Source organism: Ercella succinigenes (assembly GCF_900002895.1).
The window spans coordinates 89,626-111,881 of the sequence record NZ_CDHP01000001.1; the positions used below are offsets into that span (position 1 = coordinate 89,626).

At 37.4% G+C, this 22,256-nt stretch carries 20 protein-coding genes; all 20 read right to left on the reverse strand.

All coding sequences use genetic code 11. The features are described 5' to 3' along the window. Window positions 1-43: 43 nt before the first annotated feature. The 20 genes from gap to AC0KSB_RS00500 all read right to left on the reverse strand — a co-directional run bounded on the left by gap (window position 44) and on the right by AC0KSB_RS00500 (window position 22,025). Window positions 44-1,120, reverse strand: a complete 1,077-nt coding sequence (gene gap, locus AC0KSB_RS00405) for a type I glyceraldehyde-3-phosphate dehydrogenase (protein ID WP_472305685.1) — start codon at window positions 1,118-1,120, stop codon at window positions 44-46. Between the two features lie 339 nt (window positions 1,121-1,459). Next, window positions 1,460-3,313 carry a phosphoenolpyruvate carboxykinase (GTP) gene (locus AC0KSB_RS00410; RefSeq protein ID WP_472305713.1) on the reverse strand — a complete coding sequence of 618 codons (1,854 nt, stop codon included), beginning with the start codon at window positions 3,311-3,313 and terminating at the stop codon, window positions 1,460-1,462. A gap of 154 nt (window positions 3,314-3,467) precedes the next feature. Further along, window positions 3,468-4,520, reverse strand: coding sequence for a LacI family DNA-binding transcriptional regulator (locus AC0KSB_RS00415; RefSeq protein ID WP_472305686.1), 1,053 nt, complete (start codon window positions 4,518-4,520; stop codon window positions 3,468-3,470). A gap of 282 nt (window positions 4,521-4,802) precedes the next feature. Then, a complete protein-coding gene (locus AC0KSB_RS00420; RefSeq protein ID WP_472305687.1) occupies window positions 4,803-6,206 on the reverse strand; it encodes an L-fucose/L-arabinose isomerase family protein in 1,404 nt (467 codons plus the stop codon). Window positions 6,207-6,257: 51 nt separating this feature from the next. Beyond that, entirely contained in the window at window positions 6,258-7,721 is a 1,464-nt protein-coding gene (locus AC0KSB_RS00425) for an FGGY family carbohydrate kinase (protein WP_472305688.1), read from the reverse strand. 11 nt (window positions 7,722-7,732) lie between these two features. Continuing rightward, a complete protein-coding gene (locus tag AC0KSB_RS00430) occupies window positions 7,733-8,677 on the reverse strand; it encodes a transketolase family protein (protein ID WP_472305689.1) in 945 nt (314 codons plus the stop codon). Then, a complete protein-coding gene (locus tag AC0KSB_RS00435; protein WP_472305690.1) occupies window positions 8,674-9,498 on the reverse strand; it encodes a transketolase in 825 nt (274 codons plus the stop codon). Before AC0KSB_RS00435 ends, AC0KSB_RS00430 begins: the two co-directional genes overlap by 4 nt. 45 nt (window positions 9,499-9,543) lie before the next feature. Then, on the reverse strand, window positions 9,544-10,593 hold the full coding sequence (locus AC0KSB_RS00440; protein ID WP_472305691.1) for an ABC transporter permease: 1,050 nt from the start codon (window positions 10,591-10,593) through the stop codon (window positions 9,544-9,546). 28 nt (window positions 10,594-10,621) lie between these two features. Beyond that, window positions 10,622-12,154 (reverse strand): sugar ABC transporter ATP-binding protein, encoded by a 1,533-nt coding sequence (locus AC0KSB_RS00445; RefSeq protein ID WP_472305692.1) that lies wholly within the window; start codon window positions 12,152-12,154, stop codon window positions 10,622-10,624. Between the two features lie 2 nt (window positions 12,155-12,156). Continuing rightward, on the reverse strand, window positions 12,157-12,837 hold the full coding sequence (locus AC0KSB_RS00450) for a DUF2291 family protein (RefSeq protein ID WP_472305693.1): 681 nt from the start codon (window positions 12,835-12,837) through the stop codon (window positions 12,157-12,159). Between the two features lie 162 nt (window positions 12,838-12,999). Beyond that, window positions 13,000-14,034 carry a substrate-binding domain-containing protein gene (locus AC0KSB_RS00455; protein ID WP_472305694.1) on the reverse strand — a complete coding sequence of 345 codons (1,035 nt, stop codon included), beginning with the start codon at window positions 14,032-14,034 and terminating at the stop codon, window positions 13,000-13,002. 339 nt (window positions 14,035-14,373) lie between these two features. Beyond that, window positions 14,374-15,222 (reverse strand): shikimate dehydrogenase, encoded by an 849-nt coding sequence (gene aroE / locus AC0KSB_RS00460; protein WP_472305695.1) that lies wholly within the window; start codon window positions 15,220-15,222, stop codon window positions 14,374-14,376. A gap of 69 nt (window positions 15,223-15,291) precedes the next feature. Beyond that, on the reverse strand, window positions 15,292-15,978 hold the full coding sequence (locus AC0KSB_RS00465) for an ABC transporter ATP-binding protein (RefSeq protein WP_472305696.1): 687 nt from the start codon (window positions 15,976-15,978) through the stop codon (window positions 15,292-15,294). Further along, window positions 15,971-17,128: an ABC transporter permease gene (locus AC0KSB_RS00470; protein WP_472305697.1), complete on the reverse strand. Its 1,158-nt coding sequence runs from the start codon at window positions 17,126-17,128 to the stop codon at window positions 15,971-15,973. The genes AC0KSB_RS00465 and AC0KSB_RS00470 overlap by 8 nt, the downstream gene beginning before the upstream one ends. After that, a complete protein-coding gene (locus tag AC0KSB_RS00475) occupies window positions 17,125-17,778 on the reverse strand; it encodes a cobalamin B12-binding domain-containing protein (RefSeq protein WP_472305698.1) in 654 nt (217 codons plus the stop codon). Before AC0KSB_RS00475 ends, AC0KSB_RS00470 begins: the two co-directional genes overlap by 4 nt. A 43-nt stretch (window positions 17,779-17,821) precedes the next feature. After that, window positions 17,822-18,178 carry a hypothetical protein gene (locus AC0KSB_RS00480; protein ID WP_472305699.1) on the reverse strand — a complete coding sequence of 119 codons (357 nt, stop codon included), beginning with the start codon at window positions 18,176-18,178 and terminating at the stop codon, window positions 17,822-17,824. 67 nt (window positions 18,179-18,245) lie between these two features. Next, window positions 18,246-19,343 (reverse strand): plasmid pRiA4b ORF-3 family protein, encoded by a 1,098-nt coding sequence (locus tag AC0KSB_RS00485; protein WP_472305700.1) that lies wholly within the window; start codon window positions 19,341-19,343, stop codon window positions 18,246-18,248. A gap of 97 nt (window positions 19,344-19,440) precedes the next feature. After that, window positions 19,441-20,976 (reverse strand): D-alanyl-D-alanine carboxypeptidase family protein, encoded by a 1,536-nt coding sequence (locus AC0KSB_RS00490; RefSeq protein WP_472305701.1) that lies wholly within the window; start codon window positions 20,974-20,976, stop codon window positions 19,441-19,443. Between the two features lie 57 nt (window positions 20,977-21,033). Beyond that, a complete protein-coding gene (locus AC0KSB_RS00495) occupies window positions 21,034-21,510 on the reverse strand; it encodes a methylglyoxal synthase (protein ID WP_472305714.1) in 477 nt (158 codons plus the stop codon). Between the two features lie 71 nt (window positions 21,511-21,581). Next, entirely contained in the window at window positions 21,582-22,025 is a 444-nt protein-coding gene (locus tag AC0KSB_RS00500; protein ID WP_472305702.1) for an acyl-CoA thioesterase, read from the reverse strand. Between the last annotated feature and the right edge of the window lie 231 nt (window positions 22,026-22,256).

A 22,256-nucleotide genomic window follows, 5' to 3' on the forward strand; every position in this document is an offset into this window, starting at 1 on the left:
GGGAACTGTCTTATATGTTTTTAGAGTTATATTTTATAGTAGATTAAAGAGTACCGTCTTTTTTAGCCATGAAGGTTACGAGATCTACAACACGGTTTGAATAACCCCACTCATTGTCATACCATGATACGACTTTGAAGAAGCGCTTTTCGCCCTTAAGGTTGTTCTGGAGTGTTGCCAGTGAGTCATAGATAGAAGAACGTGTATCATGTATAAAGTCTGTTGATACCAGTTCTTCATCTGTATAACCAAGAATATCTTTAAGATATGTTGCTGAAGCCTCTTTCAACTTTGCGTCGATTTCTTCAATTGAAGTATCACGGGCAGCAGTGAAAGTAAGATCTACAACAGAAACAGTTGGAGTAGGTACGCGGAATGACATACCTGTCATTTTGCCGTCAACGCTTGGCAGAACCTGTCCAACAGCTTTAGCAGCACCAGTAGTTGATGGGATAATATTGATAGCTGCAGCACGACCGCCTCTCCAGTCTTTCTTTGAAGGACCGTCAACAGTTTTCTGAGTAGCTGTATATGAATGGATAGTTGTCATAAGACCCTGTTCAACACCGATTCCTTCTTTAAGAAGAACATGTACTACAGGAGCCAAGCAGTTTGTTGTACATGAAGCATTAGAAACGATTGAGTGAGCTGCTGAATCGTATTCATTCTCATTAACACCCATAACAATGGTCTTAACTGCACCCTTACCTGGTGCTGAAATAATAACTTTTTTAGCTCCAGCCTCAATATGTCCTTTTGCCTGCTCTGAATCAGTAAATAACCCAGTTGACTCGATAACATAATCTACACCGAGCTCGCCCCATGGCAAATCAGCAGGATTTCTCTGAGCCATAACGCAACGAACTTTGTTCTTTCCGTTTACGACGAGAACGTCATCTTCTTTTGCATCAGCACTGCTTTTTTCTGTAGAAATTTCATGTTTGAACTGACCTTGTACAGAATCATACTTAATCTGATAAGCAAAGTAATCGGCATCGGTTGAAATATCTGCAACTGCAACAACGTCAATTGCTGTTCCCAGCAATCCCTGATCGCAAATTGCCTGGAATACCATACGTCCGATACGGCCGAAACCATTGATACCTACTTTAATAGCCATGTGTTTAAATCCTCCTGATTAAATTACCCTTTTACTTAGGGTATTATTACATTTACATCATTTCAATTTTAGACGAAAAACGCTTATTTTTCAACAGTAACCTGTTATGATCACAGTAAAAATCACATTTGCATTAATCTTGTTTATATGTTTAGCCCTAATATGTTCAATTTGACGAAATATATGTTTAGCCAGTAATTTAATAAATTACCTAAAAAATTTTTCATCTAAAATATTTTGCTTTACAGTCAAAACGGCGCAAAAGTTATACTCTTACGCCGTTTTTTATTATTATTTCATCAACTCAATTCTGGCACTAATTCAATCAAATCAGGCAGATTAAGCTTTAAGACGTGCTTCCAGAGCTTCCAGCTGATTAGCCAGTTCTTTCGGCAATTTTTCGCCATATGACTGATAATGTTCTTTTACTGAAGCAACTTCTTCCAGCCACTCGTCAACATTTATCTTAAGCAGTTCAGCCATATCTTCACTGCTTACGTCAAGACCATTGGTATCAATACCATCAACAGTTGGCATATAACCAATCTGTGTTTTAACAGCATCAACTTTACCTTCCAGACGCTCGACAATCCACTTAAGAACACGGCTGTTCTCACCAAATCCAGGCCAGAGCCATTTGCCGCTTTCGTCTTTACGGAACCAGTTAACATAGAAAATCTTTGGCAGTTTATCTGCGGTAGATTTTGTGCCCACATTAAGCCAGTGCTGGAGATAATCACAAATATGATAACCGCAGAAAGGCAACATAGCAAATGGATCACGACGAACCTGTCCAACTTTTTTAGTAATAGCGGCAGCTGTGATTTCAGAACCCATAATAGAACCAAGGAAAACACCGTGATTCCAGTCAAAGCTCTCGTGAATGAGAGGTATCGTAGATTTACGACGTCCACCAATCAAGATAGCATCAATAGGTACACCTGCGGGATCTTCCCAGTTATCAGCAATAACTGGACATTGAGACGCTTGAGCTGTGAAACGTGCATTAGGATGAGCTGCAGGAGTTTCTGCTGTTGCAGGATTCCAGTCATTACCCTTCCAGTCAATCAGATGCTCAGGAGCATCTACGCCCATTTCTTCCCACCATATATCGCCATCGTCGGTAAGACCAACATTAGTGAAAATAGCGTTACGATCGATACTACGCATAGCATTGACATTTGAATGATCTGATGTCCCAGGAGCAACTCCAAAGAATCCAGCTTCAGGATTGATGGCATAGAGACGTCCATCATCACCAAATTTCATCCATGCAATATCGTCACCAACTGTTTCGACTTTCCAGCCAGGTACGGTAGGAACAAGCATAGCCAGATTTGTTTTACCACAAGCACTTGGGAAAGCACCGGCAATATATTTAACAGTTCCTTCTGGGCTTGTCAGCTTGAGGATAAGCATATGTTCAGCCAACCAGCCTTCATCACGAGCCTGAACAGAAGCAATACGCAGAGCGAAGCACTTCTTACCAAGCAAAGCATTGCCGCCATAACCTGAACCGTAAGACCAGATAAGTCTTTCTTCAGGGAAATGGCTGATATATTTCTGTTCAATCGGAGCACATGGCCAAGGTACATCTTGCTGACCTTCAGCCAAAGGAGCACCTACAGAGTGCAGACATGGAACAAATTCGCCATCTTCACCCAGTACATCAAGCACCGCAGAACCCATACGTGTCATAATGCGCATGTTTATAACAACATATGCACTGTCAGTTAACTCAACACCTATTTTTGAAATAGGCGAACCTATAGGACCCATTGAGAAAGGAATCACGTACATTGTACGACCTTTCATGCAACCTTTGTAAAGATCCTTCATTGTAGCCTTAAGCTCATCTGGATCAATCCAGTTATTTGTAGGACCGGCAGCTTCAGGATCACGTGAAGCAATATAAGTGCGGTTTTCTACACGTGCCACGTCTGAGGCATCGCTACGGAAAAGATAACTCTCCGGTCTTTTTGTCTCATTTAATTTTGTTGCTGCTCCTGCATCAACCATTTCCTGCAGCAAACGATCATTCTCTTCCTGAGAACCAGTTACCCAGTAAATGTTGTCTGGTTGACACATTTCTGCAACTTCATCAACCCATGCTTGCAATTTCTTGTGTTTAATCATATAAAGACTCCTTTCGGTTTTTGGCTTTCTTTTTTTTGCACCTTTGCAAAAAAAGATTTTCCGATTGCCTGTATGTTCACTACACAACACTTTACGCGTCCTGTGAAGTTCCAGCCTAAATCCTATCATATTCGCTTGGCAAATTCAATATAAAAACTACTTTCTCCAGATGTTGCAGGAAGTAGATCTTATTTTTTCAAAATTTTATTAATCAAAATTTCAAACGGATGCTCGTACTAGAGCGTTCCACCATTTTTACACCTACTTCAACTAATCTGTGAATTTTCTGATTTGATTTAATAATTGCCAATAATTCTTTGACTGCCGCAGCTGCAAGTTCTTGTTTATAAACATGTACGGTAGTCAGAGCTGGACTTACCGCCTGACAGATTGGTGTATTATCCATACCTACTATTGAAATATCATCAGGAATACATAAACCTTTTTCTTGCATAGCTCTGACAGATCCTGCAGCCATCATATCATTAGCGGCAAAAAAAGCTGTTGGCAAAGAAGGTTCTGAAGACAGCCAAATTTTCATATCTCTGTAACTGCCTTTTATGGTTGGTTCAACTCTAACTTCCAGTTCTGGCCTTACAGGTAGTCCTGATTGAACAAGTGCATCTCTATAACCGGACCAGCGGTAATACATATTATTAAAAGTTGTGCTGCTGTTAATGATACCTATCTGCTGATGACCTCTTTCAATCAGATATCTGGCAGCACAAAAACCTGCTTCATAGTTATTTATTGCTACACTGTTATAAGTAGTCCCGCAAAAATAACTATCAAGTAATACAAGGGGAGCTTTTGCCTGCTCTATTAATTCCAGATCCTCAAAACCCATTTCTGTTGCCAATATGATGTTAGCGACTTGCTCATCTTGTAGGAGCTGCGTAAATTTTTTCCTATCTTCCTTTTCCCAGGCCTGAACCTGAGAAAATAAAAGTTCGAAGCCCTGCATAGAGCATTCATTTTCAATACCATTAAGCAATTCGGAAAAGAACGGCGTATCCTGAACAACTAGTCCATGTTTTCGAAATTTAATTACCCTGATCGCTCTAATATCACGTAAAGCCTTGTTGATTGGACTTTTCTGACTATAGTCAAAGTAACCAAGCTCTCTTGCTATATCCAAAACCTGTTTGCTAGTTTCCTCGTTAACGCCTCTTCTGCCATTTAGCGCATTTGATACTGTTGCGAGCGAAACCCCTGCCTTGCTTGCAATCAGCTTTATGGTTGGTTTTGATTTTCTTATTTCCATTTGAATCAATGTCCTTCCAAAATCCTGCTTAAAAATTACCGATAGTTGTACTAAAATAATTATCTAAAATTTTACAAGTATATTATACTCAATTTATGTGCAAATAACATCCATTTAAGTTACATTTCATAGTTTAAATTCTATTATGATTACAATAAATTATAAAATTACTAATTCGTCTTTTTGGCAAATTTTTGATAGCTATGTTTTGTAGTATTATCCTAAAATACAATAACCGGGAAAACACAAAAAATATTTTCCCGGTTATTTTAAGTAGTATTATCAACTATGTCTATACACGTCCCATTCCAGATATTTATCCAGCGCTTCTTCAAGAACATCTGCACAGGAGGACTGGCTCAGAGCAATATGATGTTCAAATCCTTGTTCGCAGATGTATTTCATAAGTCCATTCATCTCTTTTACTTTACAAACAGTAATGCCTCCAAAAGTATCCAGCGGATCATCTGTAAATTCACCTTCGCCAAGATAGCAGCGAATCTTACCGGCACAATCATCTGTAGAAATTCTAAGATAAGTCATAGGACCAGGTGTAACTCGTCCTTTACAAGCTCCGAAACAATTTTCTACACCTAAAGTGGTTGATAAAACATCCAAATAGCCTATTTCCGGTTTTTTATCAAAAACACAACCGGGGAAATTGGAGCAATGAACATTTATGCATTTGTCTTTTTCCTCTCCATAATTGTTATTCCAATCTTGAAGCATAGGTGGTGTATCTCCTGCCAGCAAAAGAGCCTGCATACTTAAAGCACCCATTATATCCATTTCACAGGCACTTGGTTTACCACGCATACCCATCATACTCATGGGCAAACATGTTGCAACTCCATAGTCGGTTTCAACTGCATCCCAGCACTGCACAGCTGAAGCTGTACACTCATTTTCGTCAACAAATGATTCTATCGCTATTGAAAGGCGAGCTTCATGGTCAATCTGTTCTGGCGTAGCAGATTTATCAATATTACCGTAAGCCTTTATTTCTTCAATTTTTTCATCGATTATTTTTTGATCAGAGATACTGCGTGCATGATGCAAAATCATAGACATATCAACAACCGAGATATTTATACCTGCACGCTGTAGAATTTTTTCACTAAACCTTACAGTATGAAAAGCATCAGGTCTTGCACCTATAGCGGCAATTCTGGCTTTTGATAATCCTCCTACAACTTTACATATGGCAGCAAATCTATTGACATCTGCCTTAAACTCGAGACTATTAACAGCACATGTGTGATTACTGGTTAAAGAAAATTTTATTCCACACTGGCGGAAATTATTACAAACAGAAATTTTACCGCAAAAGGCATCTCTACGATTAGCAAGATCAAGCTTATCAAGCTGATCTTTACTAGCCTGAATAAGAATCGGAACATTTAATTTTGACTGAGTTATAACTTCAGTTACACTAAGCTCATCACCAAAATTAGGCATACAAATTATTATGCCATCAATGCTTTCCGCTTTTTTCCTGAAAAGTTCAGCACATTTTCTAGCATCTTGTATAGTCTCTACTCCACCGCCCTTGGTGTCAGTTTCGGATAGCACTATGCTATCATGTCCCCATTCACTCAAACAATCAATCAGCTCCTGTCTGCCTGCAGCAACAACATGATCAGGAAAAAAAGAACGATTGCACACAATTAATCCAAAAGTAGCCATAATACACCTCAACAATCTATTTTATTTTTTTAGTAACTATAAATATTATTTTCAAGTTAAAATAACTCTCTTAACAGCCAAATCCCATCCTGATATTCTTAACTGAGCATCTTTCCTGCTCATATTAGGTCTATAGCTTTTACCTGATTGCTGCCAGGCTTGTATCTGAGAGGAATTTTCATAAAAACCTAAGGCTAAACCTCCCATATAGGCAGATCCTAGAGCAGATATTTCCTGTGCAATACTGCATCTCACAGGGCAATCCAGCAAATCTGACTGAAACTGCATTAAAACTTCACTTCTAGTTGGTCCGCCGTCCACTCTAAGCTCGGCAATAACTTTATCCATTGCTTTTACAACTGCAGTATTTTGATAAGCGATAGATTCCAAAGCTGCTCTGGCAATATGCCTGCGATCGCTGCCTCTATTTAAGCCAGTAATCGCAGCTCTTGCCTGGCTTTCAAAATACGGAGCGCCCAGTCCAGAAAAAGCTGGCACCAGATACACGCCACCTGCAGATTCAACCTGCTCAGCAAGTTCATCTATTTCTCGTGGACTTTGTACCAGTCTTAAATCATTTACCAACCAGTTCAAGGTATCTCCCGAACTTGTAACATTACCTTCAAGAACATAATTTATTTCTCCGCGCCAGCCCCAGGCTAGAGAAGCCGCAATACCTTGCGGTGGTACAGGCTGATCCAAACCAACATTTAACATGATGCTGGAGCCAGTTCCATATGTAGCTTTTGCCATGCCTGGTTTTAAGCATCCTTGACCAAAAAGAGCTGCATGTGAATCACCCATAACTCCAGAAATCGGCAATTGTGACGAAAACAAATTTTCTGCAGTAAAGCCAAAATTATCATCTGAAAATCTTATTTCAGGCAGGCAAGTTAAAGGAATGCCAAACAAGTCAGCAATTTCTTTGTCCCAGGCCAAGGTCTGAAGATTAAATAGCTGGGTTCTACTTGCATTAGAATAGTCGGTTGCAAAAGTTTTGCCTTTGGTCAATCGATAAAGAAGATAACTATCAATTGTTCCTATGCAAGCCTGTCCTTGATTAGCCTTTTGTTTAAGACCAGGAATATGTTGTATCAGCCAAGCTGCTTTGGCAGCCGGAAAATAAGCGGAAAGTGGTAATCCGGTTTTCTGCCTTATCATTTCAGCAGATTCTGAGAGTTGATCACATATTCCTGATCCTCTTTGACACTGCCATACTACCGCAGGAGCCAAAGGCTTTCCACTTTCTCTATCCCAGGCAACTGTTGTTTCTCGTTGATTGCAAATTGACAGGCCTACAACATCAGATAAACTATATCCTGCTGACTCCGGCAATGTTTGTATTAATTTGGAAACATTTTGCCAAATCTCTTCTGCATCATGTTCTACCCAGCCTGGAGCTGGATAATATTGTTTGTGATTAATAGAATCTTTTGCTTCTATATAACCTTTATGATCAACCAGCAAAGCTTTGGTGCCTGCGGTACTTTGATCTATAGCCAAAATGAAAGACATTTTTTGTAACCTCACTTAAGCAATCTTTGTGCCTGGTCTGCGATATTTTCTGCCGTTATGCCATAATGTGCAAATACTTCGCTGCTGGATCCCGTAACTATATTCTCATTAGGCAATGCTATTCTTTTTATTCTTTTAGGATTGTTTTCAGATAATAATCCGGCTACTATACTGCCAAGACCTCCATTTATACTATGTTCTTCCACTGTAATTACTGCTTTACTATCTGCGGCGGCTGCAAGAACAACATCTGTGTCAAAAGGCATCAAAGTGTGTATGTCAAGAACAGTGGCCGAGATACCTTGCTGTTCCAATAATTTGCCGGCTTTCCACGCATGGTAAACAGTCTCTCCACAGCCTATTATTGTTATATCCGAACCCTTCATAAGAGAAATTGCTTTGCCTATTTCAAAATTAGGGCTCAGACCTGATTCTCCTTCTGGCCCATACAAGTCGGGAACAGCTCCACGACCCATCCTCACATAGACTGGGCCGACATATTCAGCTAAAACTTCTGTCATTTTTATTGTCTGCCATGCATCGGCAGGCAAAATGACCGTTAATCCCGGCACAGCGGTCATAGTTGCTATATCCTGGAGGCTATGATGACTAGTACCCAAAGCACCGTAACTAACTCCACCGGATATGCCAATAACTTTTACATTACTATTGGAGTATGCTATATCAACCTTTACCTGTTCTGCACTTCGCATGGAATAAAAACAGGCGGGACCGGCAACAAAAGGCTTAAGACCTGAATTGGCTAGTCCGGCTGCCATACCTACACAGTTTTGTTCGGCAATTCCTACTTCAATAAACTGTTCCGATAGTTCATTTGCAAAAGCACCTAAAGTAACTGACCCTCTTGAATCCGAACAAAGAGCAACTATAGAAGAATCTTTTTTTGCCAACTTCAGAATTTCTTCAGAAAAGGCCTGTCTGCACGGTATACTCATAATTTGACCTCCTCAACATTAAGTGCCTGAAGTGCTTGTTTTAACTGCTCATCTGTCGGAACTCCATGATGCCATTTTGCTACATTTTCCATAAATGGCACTCCTTTTCCTTTTGTCGTTTTTGCTATAACAAGGTGAGGCTTACCAGTTTCTGAAGGATTCTTTTTGAAAAGAGCGATCATAGCTTCAATATCATGTCCATCTACTTCAGAAACCTGCCAGCCAAAAGCCTTCCATTTATCTGCTAACTGCTCGAGGCGCATTACATCTTCCGTAGAACCACTTATCTGAAGACCATTACGATCTATAATTGCGGTAAGATTATCAAGCTTATAATTAGCTGCTGCCATTGCGGCTTCCCAAACACTACCTTCAGCAAGTTCTCCGTCACCCATCAGAACATAGGTTTTATAATCCTTACCCATTTTTTTAGCACCCAGAGCCATACCGGCAGCAACAGAAAGCCCATGACCCAAAGCACCAGAGCATATTTCCATACCTGGAACTTTATTGCTAGGATGGCCTATTAATCTGGATTTATATTTACTAAATGTCTTTAGTTCTGATTTGGGGAAAAAACCCTTATCAGCCAGCACACACAAATATCCTTCAACCGAATGACCTTTGCTTAAAACAAAACGGTCTCTATCAGGCCAAGCTGGCAACTTGGGATCTATATTCATCACTCCGTAATAGAGAGCAGTCAATATATCAACACTAGATAAAGACCCTCCAGTATGTCCTGTTTTTGCTTCAAAAATCATCGTTAAAAGCTCAGCTCTTCGCTGATTAGCTATTTTTTTGTAATCTACAATTGACATTGCTTTTTTCTTTCCTTTCTACATAGGAGCTAACTAAAATATTTATCAAGCAGCATTTCTCTGCTGCAAAGCAATTTTCTTTTGCATTTCACCTTGCATTTGATCAATTATTACTGCAAGAACTACAACTGTTCCTTTGATAACCATTTGCCAAAATTGAGAAACCCCCATCATTACCATACCGTCGTTAAGAACTGTGATAACAAGCATTCCTATCACAGTACCGCCAATACCTCCAATTCCTCCGGAAAGAGAAGTACCACCTAAAACTGCTGAAGATATTGCGTTCATTTCATAACCATCTCCGGTTGCTGGATGAGCAGCACGAAGTTGAGATGTAACTATAAGTCCACATAATGCACAGCAAAAACCGCCAAACATATAAACAAACAGCTTAATTCTATCTGTCCTTACTCCTGATAATTTAGCAGCACGTTCATTTCCTCCTACAGCATATATGCGCATGCCCAAGGAAGTTTTTTTGATTATGTACCAAGCTATTAAAGCAACTCCAAAAAATATGAAAATTGAAACGGGCATATCAATAACAGGAACAGTCTGAGCTCCGAGCCAATCAAAACCAAGATTCCCATATTCTTCACTGCCGATCAAATTAGGAAATGTAGCACCACCATTTCTTAGCATGGCAAAGCCTCTACATACCTGTTGTGTTCCCAAAGTTGCTATAAAAGGAGGCACTTTGAGATAGCTAATTAAAACAGCATTTACAAGACCTATAAGAATACACATAACTGTCACTATCAGAATAATCATAGGAACACTAAAGTAAACAGTAATACCAAGAGGATTTAAAACAAGCCCCTGATTTAGAAGTCCCCCAGCAATCATTCCTGCCAGTCCTACCATTGAACCAACCGAAAGATCTATTCCTCCTGTAAGCAAAACCATCGTCATACCTACAGCAAGAAGTCCATATATAGACGCATGTTTTACCATTAGAACTATGCTAGGCCAAGAAGTAAAGTTCGGTGCAGCAAAACTAAAAAATATTAATAGAATAACAAGAGCTATAGCCGTTCTTGATCTAAGTAACAGCATTCCTAAAGACTGCTTTTTTACAAGGCTGTTTCCCATATATATCTTCTCCAATCCAATCTAATTATTAAGCACTTTGCGCTTTTTTCTTGCCTGCCGTTGAAGCAATAATTAATGATTCTTCTTTTATCTCATCACCAGAAAATTCCGCAGTTATTTTACCTTCCGACATAACAATTACACGGTCACAGACAGCAATGATTTCTTTTAACTCTGATCCTACAAAAACTATCCCCATGCCATCAGCTGCAAATCGACGCATGATTCTGAAAACATCAGCCTTGGCACCAACATCTATTCCTCTCGATGGCTCATCAAGCAAAATAACTTCCGGACTGGCAAGAATAGATTTTCCAATAACTACTTTTTGCTGATTACCGCCAGACAAGCTGGTTATAAGGTTTTTTACATTCGCTACTTTTATAAATAAACTTTTTACGATATTGTCTGTTTCAATTGCTGCTTTTTTTCGTCTAATACGACCGTATTTTGTGAATTTTTTAATTCCTGTTAGCAAAAGATTTTCCTCAACAGTCATCGATTGTACTAAACCTCCGGACTGGCGATCTTCCGGCACTAGCGTCAAACCTTGTGATATCCTTAAACCAACACCTTTACCTGGTAATTTATTTTCATGAAGATATACATTTCCACTACTTTCTGGATGCAATCCCATAATGCATTCCATAGCTTCTGTTCTTCCTGCACCCATTAATCCGTATATCCCTAAAACTTCCCCAGTGTGAACAGAAAAATTTATGTGATCAACAACAAAACCACCACCCATTTTAGGCAAAGATAAGTTTTCGACTCGCAAAATTTCTTTTTTTTCACCAGAAAAAGGAGTTTTTTCAATTTCAATTGAAGTATCTCCCACCATTTGCCTAACAATCCAGCCTACATCAATATTTGATACAGAATCATTTGCTACACGCTTACCGTCTCGTAATATTGTTACGTAGTCTCCAATACGTATAATCTCTTCAAGTCTGTGGGAAATATATATTATTGCGATTCCTTGTTTTTTTAGCTCATCAATAAGTTGAAACAATACTTCTACTTCCGTATTACTCAAGGAAGAAGTTGGTTCATCCATAATCAGAACTCTAAGCTGCTGCTGCAACATAGTCTTGGTGATTTCAACTATTTGCTGTTGTCCCACACGTAAGTTTTGCATATTAGTATTCGGATCTATAAACAGCTGCATTCTTTCAAGAGCTTCTTTAGCAATCTGAACTTGTTTCTTTCTATCTATACCAATAGCATTAGATATTTCTTTACCAACAAACATATTCTCAACAACACTCATATTGTTAAAAAGATTTAACTCTTGGTGGATTATTCCAACACCTTTATTGGCAGCATCTCGAGAATTATGAAAATGAACTGGTTTGTCATCCATATGAATAACACCTTCTGTCTGTTGTTCTATACCAGCCAATATTTTCATAAGAGTTGACTTACCTGCACCATTTTCGCCAATTAAAACATTGACTTTTCCTGCAACAACATCAAAATCAACTTCTTTTAACGCTATTGTTCCTGGGTATATTTTTGTAATTCCCCTTGCTTTCATAACAATTGCTAGTTCTTCATTCATCCTTAGTCACCTGCCTTTTCCAACTTTACAGGTATCATTTGAATCATGTCAGGTTCATTACTATTCTGCCAGGTAAATGCGCCAACAAATTCATATATATCTCCTTCTTGCCAACTTTCTGCAATATTCAATACGCTTTCATAAACCGTTTCATTAAAAGCTCCTGTCAAATTTGCATACTCAACCTGATTGGAAAAATCGTCAAATCTGATAAAATCAGTAAAATCACGCAGACAATTTGTTCTAAAAACTGGTCCTACCTGCATTATAAAATCAGGAACACCATCAAACGGTTCCAAATCCATGCCAACAGTTCCTGCTCTAAGCTCCGTATTTACCGATACTATTTTTGCAGTACCACTTATACCAAAATTCCAAGCACTACCAGCCTGTTGAGCACGGCGTCCATATTTTTCTCCTGCCACATCTACATCTTCAGTCAAAGCTTGTAAAACAGCATTTGCATCAGAGGATCTATTAATAATATTTTCAACTACTTTTTCCCAATTCTCATCTCGATACGCTGATGCACTATATTTAACATCATCATATTGACCACCTTGAGCACCAGCATTATCCAAATCAGAATGTCTTACAACCACACAACCACTTGCGAATATAACAATGAAAGCCAACAGCAAAACGGTAGAAACAGATTTACTAACTACAGGTCTGATCTTCATCAATTCTCCCACCTCGTAAATAATCAAGAGAGAATCACCTGAATCGGACTACTTCCTAAAGCAATAAATGCCAACAATCAGCACAAAGCCAACTTAGAAACTAATGTCACAAATCGGTGATTCTCTCGATCAGGCAATAATAATTCTCATTACTTTTTAGATTTATTTAAGCATGAAATTGTCAAGTTGCTCTGCATTAGCCTCAGTTATAAGAACACAATCCATAAGTTGTTTTTCATCTGCACCTGTAGATCCTGTTTTTATAAGTTTGTCAGCTTGTATTACGGCCATTTTTGAAATTTCTGCTATAGGTTGAAGGGCTGTCGCTTTAATTTCACCACGCAATATAGAATCTCTAACATCGTTACTTCCGTCAAAACCGACAACGATAACATCATTTAATCCAGCTTGTAAAAGAGCTTCCATTGCACCCATTGCCATTGTATCGTTACCACAAATAACACCTTGGAACTCGCCTCTTTTAGATTGAATTATAGACTCCATTATTTCGTAAGCTTCTGTTTGGCTCCAACTTGCACTTTGTTGTTCTACCATTACCAATCCATCATATTGGTCAAGAACTTCGTGGAATCCCTGAGAACGAACACCTGCATTAGTATCTGACTCAAGACCAAGAAGTTCAACGTAGCCGCCTTCTTCTCCTAACACACGAACAAATTCTTCTGCAACTAACTGAGATCCCTGATAGTTATTAGATACTATCTGGGCAGCCGCAACTCCTGTAACATTAATTTCACGATCAACCAGGAACGTAGGTATACCATTATCAAGAGCTTTCTGAATAGGAGCTACAGAGGCATCAGCGCCGGCATTATCACATATTATAGCTACAACACCTCTAGCAATAGCAGTTTCAAACATTTCATTCTGCTTTACAGGATCATCATCATGTTGCATGCTAATTACTTCATATCCTAATTCTTCAGCTTGCTCAGTTGCAGCATCTGCAACAGTCTTGAAATACGGATTTGAATGTGAAGGAGTTATAATAGCAATCAAATTGGATCCTTCTTTTTCATCATCTGTATTATCAGCAGGTTCAGTTGTTTCTGCATCTGCTTTAGTTGTCTGTTCAGGTGCAGCAGTTGTCTGCTCGGTTTCAGAACCTCCACAGGCTGCAAGCAAACTAAAAACCATAGTAATTGCAATAATCAGTGACAAAACTTTCTTATTCATTCTTAATCCTCCTAAAAATTTTATTGTTACAGTTTCATTTTTCAAAAAAACATTTATTGAAGAATACTGTTTTTTTGTTTTAATTTTGATAATCACTTCTTTTTTTGTCATATACAACTAGCAAAAACAATCCAAGCGCGCTTTTTATGTGCTTATAATACAAAAACAAACTTAAACAGTCAATAACTTTTTATATATTTTTTATATAAAATTTTTAGATGATCAAATAAAAATTTTATTAGACAAAAAATGCTTCTGTCCTTGCCTTAAAAGACAAAAATCAGAAGCAGCTTTTCAGTAGAATCATTTGATATATAGCGTAAGAAAAAATGCTTAATCTTATTTCCCAAAAGCATCTTCAAGAGCTTTTTTCATAATAGGGATTGAAGGGTCTTCACCTGTCCACAATTTAAATGCTATCGCACCCTGATAAACAAGCATATTGAGACCATCAAAGGTTTTTGCTCCTTGTATCTTCGCTTTTTCCAAAAAAGGAGTAATTGCAGGATTGGGAATTATATCCTGAACAATCATATCTTTTTTTATATCATCGTATTCAATGTCAGGAAAGCTTTTATCAGGATAAAGACCTACACTTGTAGCGTTTATAAGAATATCACAAGCTGGTATTCTAACTCTTGGCGTCCATTCGACAAAATCAGCTTGGCATTCTGTTTTACTATTTATAAGATTAGAAAGATTTAATCCCCTCTCTCTGTTTCTATTAATAACAGTTATTGACGAACAACCTGCTAAAGCACTTTCAACAGCTATTGCTCTGGCAGCACCGCCAGCACCTAAAAGTACAATATGTTTATTCTCAAGACTTATTTTGCATTGCGATAATCCTTCTACAAAACCTTTACCATCTGTATTTGTTCCAATAAGCTGACCATCTTGCCTTACGACAGTATTGACTGCACCTATCAATTTTGCACTGTCAGTAATTTTATCAAGTAAGGGTATAATTGCAGTTTTATGTGGTATTGTCAGATTTATCCCATCAAAATTCATTGCTCTCATTCCAGCTACCGCTTCAGCTAAATCTTCAGGTTTAACTTTTAGAGTCAAATACCTCCAATCAAGCTTTTTTTGCGCAAAAGCAGCTTCCTGCATAATTATTGTTGGATTTTCATCAACCGGGAACCCAAAAACCCCTGTTATTCTTGATCTAAAATTACTTCTCATTCTTATCTCCTACATCATTTTAAGTCTCTTCTTTCTCATGCTTAATTAACCGAGACTTATTTTGCAAAGCTATTTAATAATATCCAGATTAATTCGACCATCTTTGATTTCTATTATCCGATCTGCTTTTTCTGCAATTCTCTGATCATGAGTAATAATTATAAAAGTAGATTTAATAGAGTGATTAATTTCTCTTAAGAGAGTATATATAGACTCAGTTGTTTGAGAGTCCAAATTACCAGTCGGTTCATCCCCCAATATTATTTTAGGTTCATTTATCAAGGCTCTGGCAATTGCTGTCCTTTGCTGCTGTCCCCCTGACAAGTCCGTTGCCATATTATTTCTAACCTTTTTTAATCCAACCAATTCAATTAATTCAAGTGCTCTTTGCCTTTGTGCCGCACTAACTTTACCATTTTTGATCTGTGCCGGCATTAAAACATTTTCCAAAACAGTAAATTCAGGCAAAAGATAATGAAACTGAAAAATAAACCCAATAGTCTCATTACGCAAAACTGCCAATTCATCTTTTTTCATAGCAGATGTGCTTTTACCTGCTATAATCACTTCACCGCTGGATGGTCGATCAAGGGTGCCTATTATATTCATCAAAGTCGATTTGCCACTGCCGGACTCACCAATTATGGCATTAAAAGACTGTTTCTGAAATGCCAGATCAACATCAAAAAGGACCTGTGTTTTAACTTTATCTCCATATATTTTATTGATTTTATTCAGTTTAAGTAAATCAGCCATTTTTTATCACCTCTATCGGATTCAGTTTTGAAGATTTTCGTGCAGGAATGAATGCTGCGATTGTAGCAGCTGTAATAGCAATTACTATTGATAGACCTACAAAAACAGGATCAAAATAAAATGGCACCAAAGCTGATCCATCTGGATTTTTTACAAAGACAGAAAAAATATAAGAGAGAGCAAGACCAAGGCCTGCCCCTAGCAGTGAACCAAATGCCCCCAATATTAATCCCTGCGACAAAAAAATTCGGCTGGCAGATTTATCTTTGATTCCCATGGCCTTTAAGATTCCAAGTTGCCTTGATTTTTGAACTACAGAAATAGCAAGAACTGAGCTTATTCCTAAAAGCACAGCTAGCAATACAAATAGTTGAATCATGTAGCTAGAAGCTGATTGACCTGCAAGACCACTTAGAAGAGCCGCATTTTCCTCTTTCCAATTTGTTACAACAACACCCTCTGGCAAATCAGGCTCTATAGCAATTGCAATCTCGTCTGCTTCAAAAACCTGACTGATTTGCATTTCAATAGCACTAAGCTGTCCACTTTGTTGAAATAAGCTCTGGCTTGCCTCAAGTGTTGTAATTGCCCATGTTTTGTTTATAGAGGAAATTTGCAAATCGAAAATCCCCGATATATTAAACTCTTTTTGATCACCTTCCGCAGTAACAACAAAAAACTTATCTCCTATTTTAAGATCAGCCTCAGAGGCAAGATCAGATCCTATAAGAACATCTTCTGATGTTAACGGCACTTTACCTTCAACCAGTGAATCATCAAAATCATATATTTTATTCGCATCTTCTAGTTCAAAGCCTCTTACAAGCAATGGCCAGCTCTCATCATCATTTATTAAAAAAGCGGAGTTACTGTAGGAAGAAGCAACACTTTCTATCAGACCATTTTCTCTAAGGCTATCAATGAAAGTGTCATCTTGCAAAAAGTCTTTCTCCCTGCCCTCTGCCACAACTGTAATGTGTGAAGACCTACCAATAGTATTATCAATCAATGATATCTGAAGACCATCAATTAAAGAACCGATAAAAATTTGTACAGCTACTCCTATTGTTATGCCAAGTAAAATAAGAACAGTCTGACCTTTGCTGGATTTAAGAAATCTCCATGCTATTCTGAAGGATAAGGAATTCATTGTAATTCCTCCTTCCTGAAATCAGCGATCTGCATCAGATCACTTATTATCAAATCTGTACCAATAGACCGACAGGCATCTTTCTGCGCACAAAATGCGTTCCCTCCTGCCATAATACGCACAGTATAATCTAGTTTTTTCCTAATTTCTTCAATCGTTTTTTTAGCAGACACAAGATTAAAATAATTTGTAATGCTCATAACTATAATTTCAGGTTTTAAAGCTGTGCATGCTTTTATCAAAGTCGCAGCAGGAGTTCTTGCCCCCAAATAAATTGTATTATACCCTTCGATATAAAAAAAATCAGCAGCCATTCTGGCTCCTAATTCATGCTGTTCTTCCTCCGGACAAAAAACAACCACCGTCTTATCAATCTGCAAAGCCCTCTCTTTACGTTCACGCAAAACATAAGGATAAGAAGCCTCAATGATTGATCTTACTATCGAAGACTGGATATGCTCCTGCCAGATCATATCATCCTGCTCTTTTTCTGAAAAAACCAGTCTATTTAGGGCAGGAGTTAAAATTTCCAGATACAGTTCAAATATGTTAATCTTGCCTTTTCCCAGAGCATCAAGACACAACATAACAGACTGTTCTTTATTATTTTGTTTAAGAACAGAAACAAAATCAGACAAAAAATTTTCCATGATAACCTCCTGAGTTGTAATTAAACCTAGAGAAGTAAAAATGTCAGCTAAGAAGCTTCAAAACAGATTCTGCCAGCGGAGCTTTCTGTGCATTATTAAAATCTTCGGGATTATCATTTGCTGATTGGTTTATTTCCACGAGCAACTGTCGCACTCTCTCAAAAGGTAATGGCTCGTTTGCATCTCTTACCTCATAGTGTATTCTCTCAGGAACTTCCCCACTGTTGTCAATATAGTACTGCTTTATCTCATCGCCTATTGGATGGCTTTTAGGAGGCAAAAAACCTTCTGAAATATTTTGTTTTTTTTGCTTATTGCCAATGCCGGAAATGAAATTTTTATTTTCATTACTTTTTTTAACAAGCGAATTATCATTAAAAGATCCTGAATTAATTTTCATAACAAATCCTCCCATTCACTATTAAAGCAAAATATATTAACCTCTTATAAATAAAAAAGTCAGTCCTTTACCATAATTTACAATCTGCTTCAGCTTTTCGATATATGCTTTTAAAATCCTGTTCAGAAATCAATCTAATAATTTTCTGACGTATTTCTGCCGGTAAAATAATAATAGGCAAAAAATCTTCTGGTTTTTTTTGCATAACCTGCGGTAATTGCTTTTCATCTAGAACCGCCAGGTCAAAAATATATCCCTTAAGCTTTAAATTATCTATTATATTAAACAATTCTTTTTCTGAATTAAAGCACTCTTGATACCGTTCTATCTCAAAAGGGATCTCCCCTTTATGCATCGCTAAAAGAAATAGTAATAATTGCTCCGAATTAGGCATCTGAGAATCATTAATCAACATAAATTTCCGCAAAGAATCTATGATGTCTGCAGACAAAGCTGTTATGAGTGATTCCTTACTAAGTTTACTCCATTTTGGTGTCCTGTGGTGCTTCCCAAGTTGTCTTAAAGTCAAAAGTCTTTGTTTGGACAAGCAGCTATACAGACGCCATTCATAAGGATTGCGATAGATATATTTACGATATTTGGGCATTAAAACAGCTAATCTAACATTTATTTCTTCTAAATCAAGTGGCACATTTGTATATGTATCATCATCAAGAGCCTGCCCTCTCGCTTTAACACAACAGGGATATATTTTATTTGGCTCCTTTGGCAGCACACGTTCAAAAACTACCTCATGTTCCCAATTTTCTTCAAAATCATATGTATACAGACCTCTTTCGAATTCAGAAAAAACTTCGGCAATTTCAGCCATATTTTCACTTTTTATGATCATTTTACGCGAATTGTTAGACATTGCCTGTATCTCATTTTCTGTTTCTATTCTGAGTTGACTGCCAAAAGTAAAATTATGTAACCGTTTGTCTTTCCATTCAAAAGCTGCCTGAATTACTTCATGTAGCCCGGAAAAAGTCCAATCATCTGGAACGAGAACCCTGCGCCAAACAGGCGATCCTATATGCTTAAGTTGAATTTTAAATTGAAAAACAGAAACACCCGTATTAACACCTTCGGATTCAGCATTATCCATAAGATCTCTTGTTGATACGATTTTATGGTTAGAAAACTGCATTGATTTTGCATTCATATGCTCACCTCAATCCTTGTGATGTTATAATCATCTTGACACAATAAAAGATTTAACGCAAGAATTGGTTATAGAAAAATCGGCTGCCACAACCTCTTCAAGATAATTTATTTCGATTGCTCCTCGAAGAACCCCTATTTGAAGAAAAGCCGTCTGTCCTATGAGGATTAACATTATATCTTTGTCTTAATCTTTGGAGTTTTCTTCTACGCCTTCTCTTTTTTTCGTTATACCAAACAAACCATAAAACAATCAGAAAAGCTACTGTTGCTATTGGTAACATCTTAGGCAAAGAAAATTTGCTACCTCCTTCAACACCTCCAGCTATGCCAACGCCTGCACTGCCTTTGTTAGAATTTAGATTCTGGTCTTTCCCTGTGTTTGTAAGAGTTTCGTGCGAAGTTTTGTAAAGTGGAATCTTAATAACATCAGAATACATCACTTGTTCTGCAGAAGACGAGTTCAGTTCAATAACAGCAAAAGGGGGCAACAGGGCATTATCATTTTGAATATCATCATTTTCCTTATTTTGCCCAAACTGCTGATACTTTGTTGCCGCTTTTTCATACTCGTCAAGAGATAGAATATAATCAATCTTTATATTCTCAGACGTCAAAGAATCGTGCAGATAAAAATTCACATCGTTTTCACTGTAATAAACGGTCTGCATTTCAAGACCATCGTCTGAACTTTCTTCTACTTCTTTTACTATCTGATTAGAACTTATACTGACCTTTTTAAAATGATCGAATCCATAATCAAATAAAGCAGCAGTGTCATAAAATTTATCATTTTTGCCTGATGAATTCATAACAACAACAATAAGAGTTCTGCCATTCCTTCTTGCAGCAGTCACAAGGGTATGCCCTGAGGCAGAGGTATAACCTGTTTTGCCAGCTATTATACCTTCACAAGGAATAACTCCATTTATAAGGCAATTGGCGTTATGAAGATATCTAATTTCTTCTTGTTTATTTGTAGGTGGAATTTCATATTTCAATTCACTAAATATCTCTAAAAATTCTGGCGTTTTAATCGCTTCCCTCATTATACAAGCCATATCGTAAGCAGTAGAAACATGATCTTCATCAGGCAAACCATGAGCATTTGTAAAATTACTGTTCAAGGCTCCTGCCTTGAGAGCTCTTTGATTCATCATCAAAGCAAAATTTTCCAAAGAACCTCCCACAGATTCAGCAATACCATTCGCAGCATCATTTCCTGAAGCGACAGCAATTCCATACAAAGCCTGCTCCATCGTGATTTTCTCATCCATGTCCAAGGCAATATGTGATGAACCGCGTTCTATTGAAAAAACAGCGGTTTCGCTCATTGTAATCACCTGATTTAATTGACTTCTTTCCAAAGCAATCAACCCTGTAAGTATTTTTGTTATACTTGCAGGATACATTATCTTATTCATTTTTTTCTCAAAAAGCACCTGTCCGGAATCAGCATCCATTAGAACAGCAGTTTCTGATATTATATTCAGACAATCATCGTCAACTTCAGTTTCCGAACTACTATTATCAATATTATCATCCATCGGTTCACTGCCGGCCAGGCTAGCCAAAGGCAAAACAGAAAAAACCATAAAAATTATCAGAAACAGGCTGGCAATTTTCTTTTTCATAAGTATCCTTCATCAAATGTATTAGGCCTGTGACCTTGTTTAATGATTATACCTTATTTATCTCATTTTCTCGATTCTGTTTTGAATTGTTTTGTTATAATTAATTACTTTTCTCTCATACTCTTCGTTCATGAAAGTAGAAGTCAATAAAAAGTCTGCAGTAGCTCTATTATTTGCGATAGGTATGTCATAAACAACAGCAATTCTGAGCAAGGCTTTCACATCTGGATCATGTGGCTGTGATTCCAGCGGATCCCAAAAAAAGATTACAAAGTCAACAACACCTTCAACTATTCTGGAACCTATTTGTTGATCCCCTCCTAGCGGGCCACTGTTATAGCCCTTTACAGGTAAAGTAGTATGCTCAGATATCAATTTAGCAGTAGTTCCTGTTCCACAAAGAAAATGACTTTTTAATACATCTTTATTCTTTGTAACCCATTCAACCAATTCCTGCTTTTTGCTGTCATGAGCAATTAACGCTATTTTTTTTTGCTTACCTATTGTAAAAGAAATATAGTCATCTTGAATCATCATATTCTTTCCTCCATATTAATCAACGATTTTTAGCAAATTATATTTTCCTTTAAAACAAATATATTTTTCTATTCTTTTTCACAATCTTTTGTTTTGCATTTTTCAAAAACAACATGCAAATCAGGCAAACTACGTATCGGAGCTATTGGACGATTATTCAATAAAAAAGCGTGGCTGCTCTCGCCGCTGCACAAAATTCTTTCACCACATTTAACTTCATATGACATTGTTAATTTTGTATTATGATATTCTTTAACTCTGGTTATAACCGTTATTTCATCATCATATTTTGCAGGACTATGGTATTTGCAGTTTATGCCGATCACAGGACTGGATATTCCTTTTTCTTCAAGCATACGATAAGGAATGTCTTCATTTCGTAAATATTCGGTTCTACCGAGCTCAAACCAGCGCAGATAATTAGAATGATGCACAATTCCCATTGCATCAGTTTCATAGTATCTTACTCTAAAACTAATCTGATGCCCTTTAGGTCTAGGTTCCCTAATCATATGTTTGAAAATCTCCCTTTTGCTTCAGTACTATACTTACACGAACTAACAAAATAATGTCTTTGTTAATAATACAATAATAATGTTTTTTTGAAAAATAGAATATTGTAAATTTATTCAATATCCAAAACTATCTCATGAATTTACACAAACATTACTAAAAACACAAAAATATGTGTTATAATATTGAAAACTACATCATAAAATAACTAAAACAGTTTTATAGTGGAG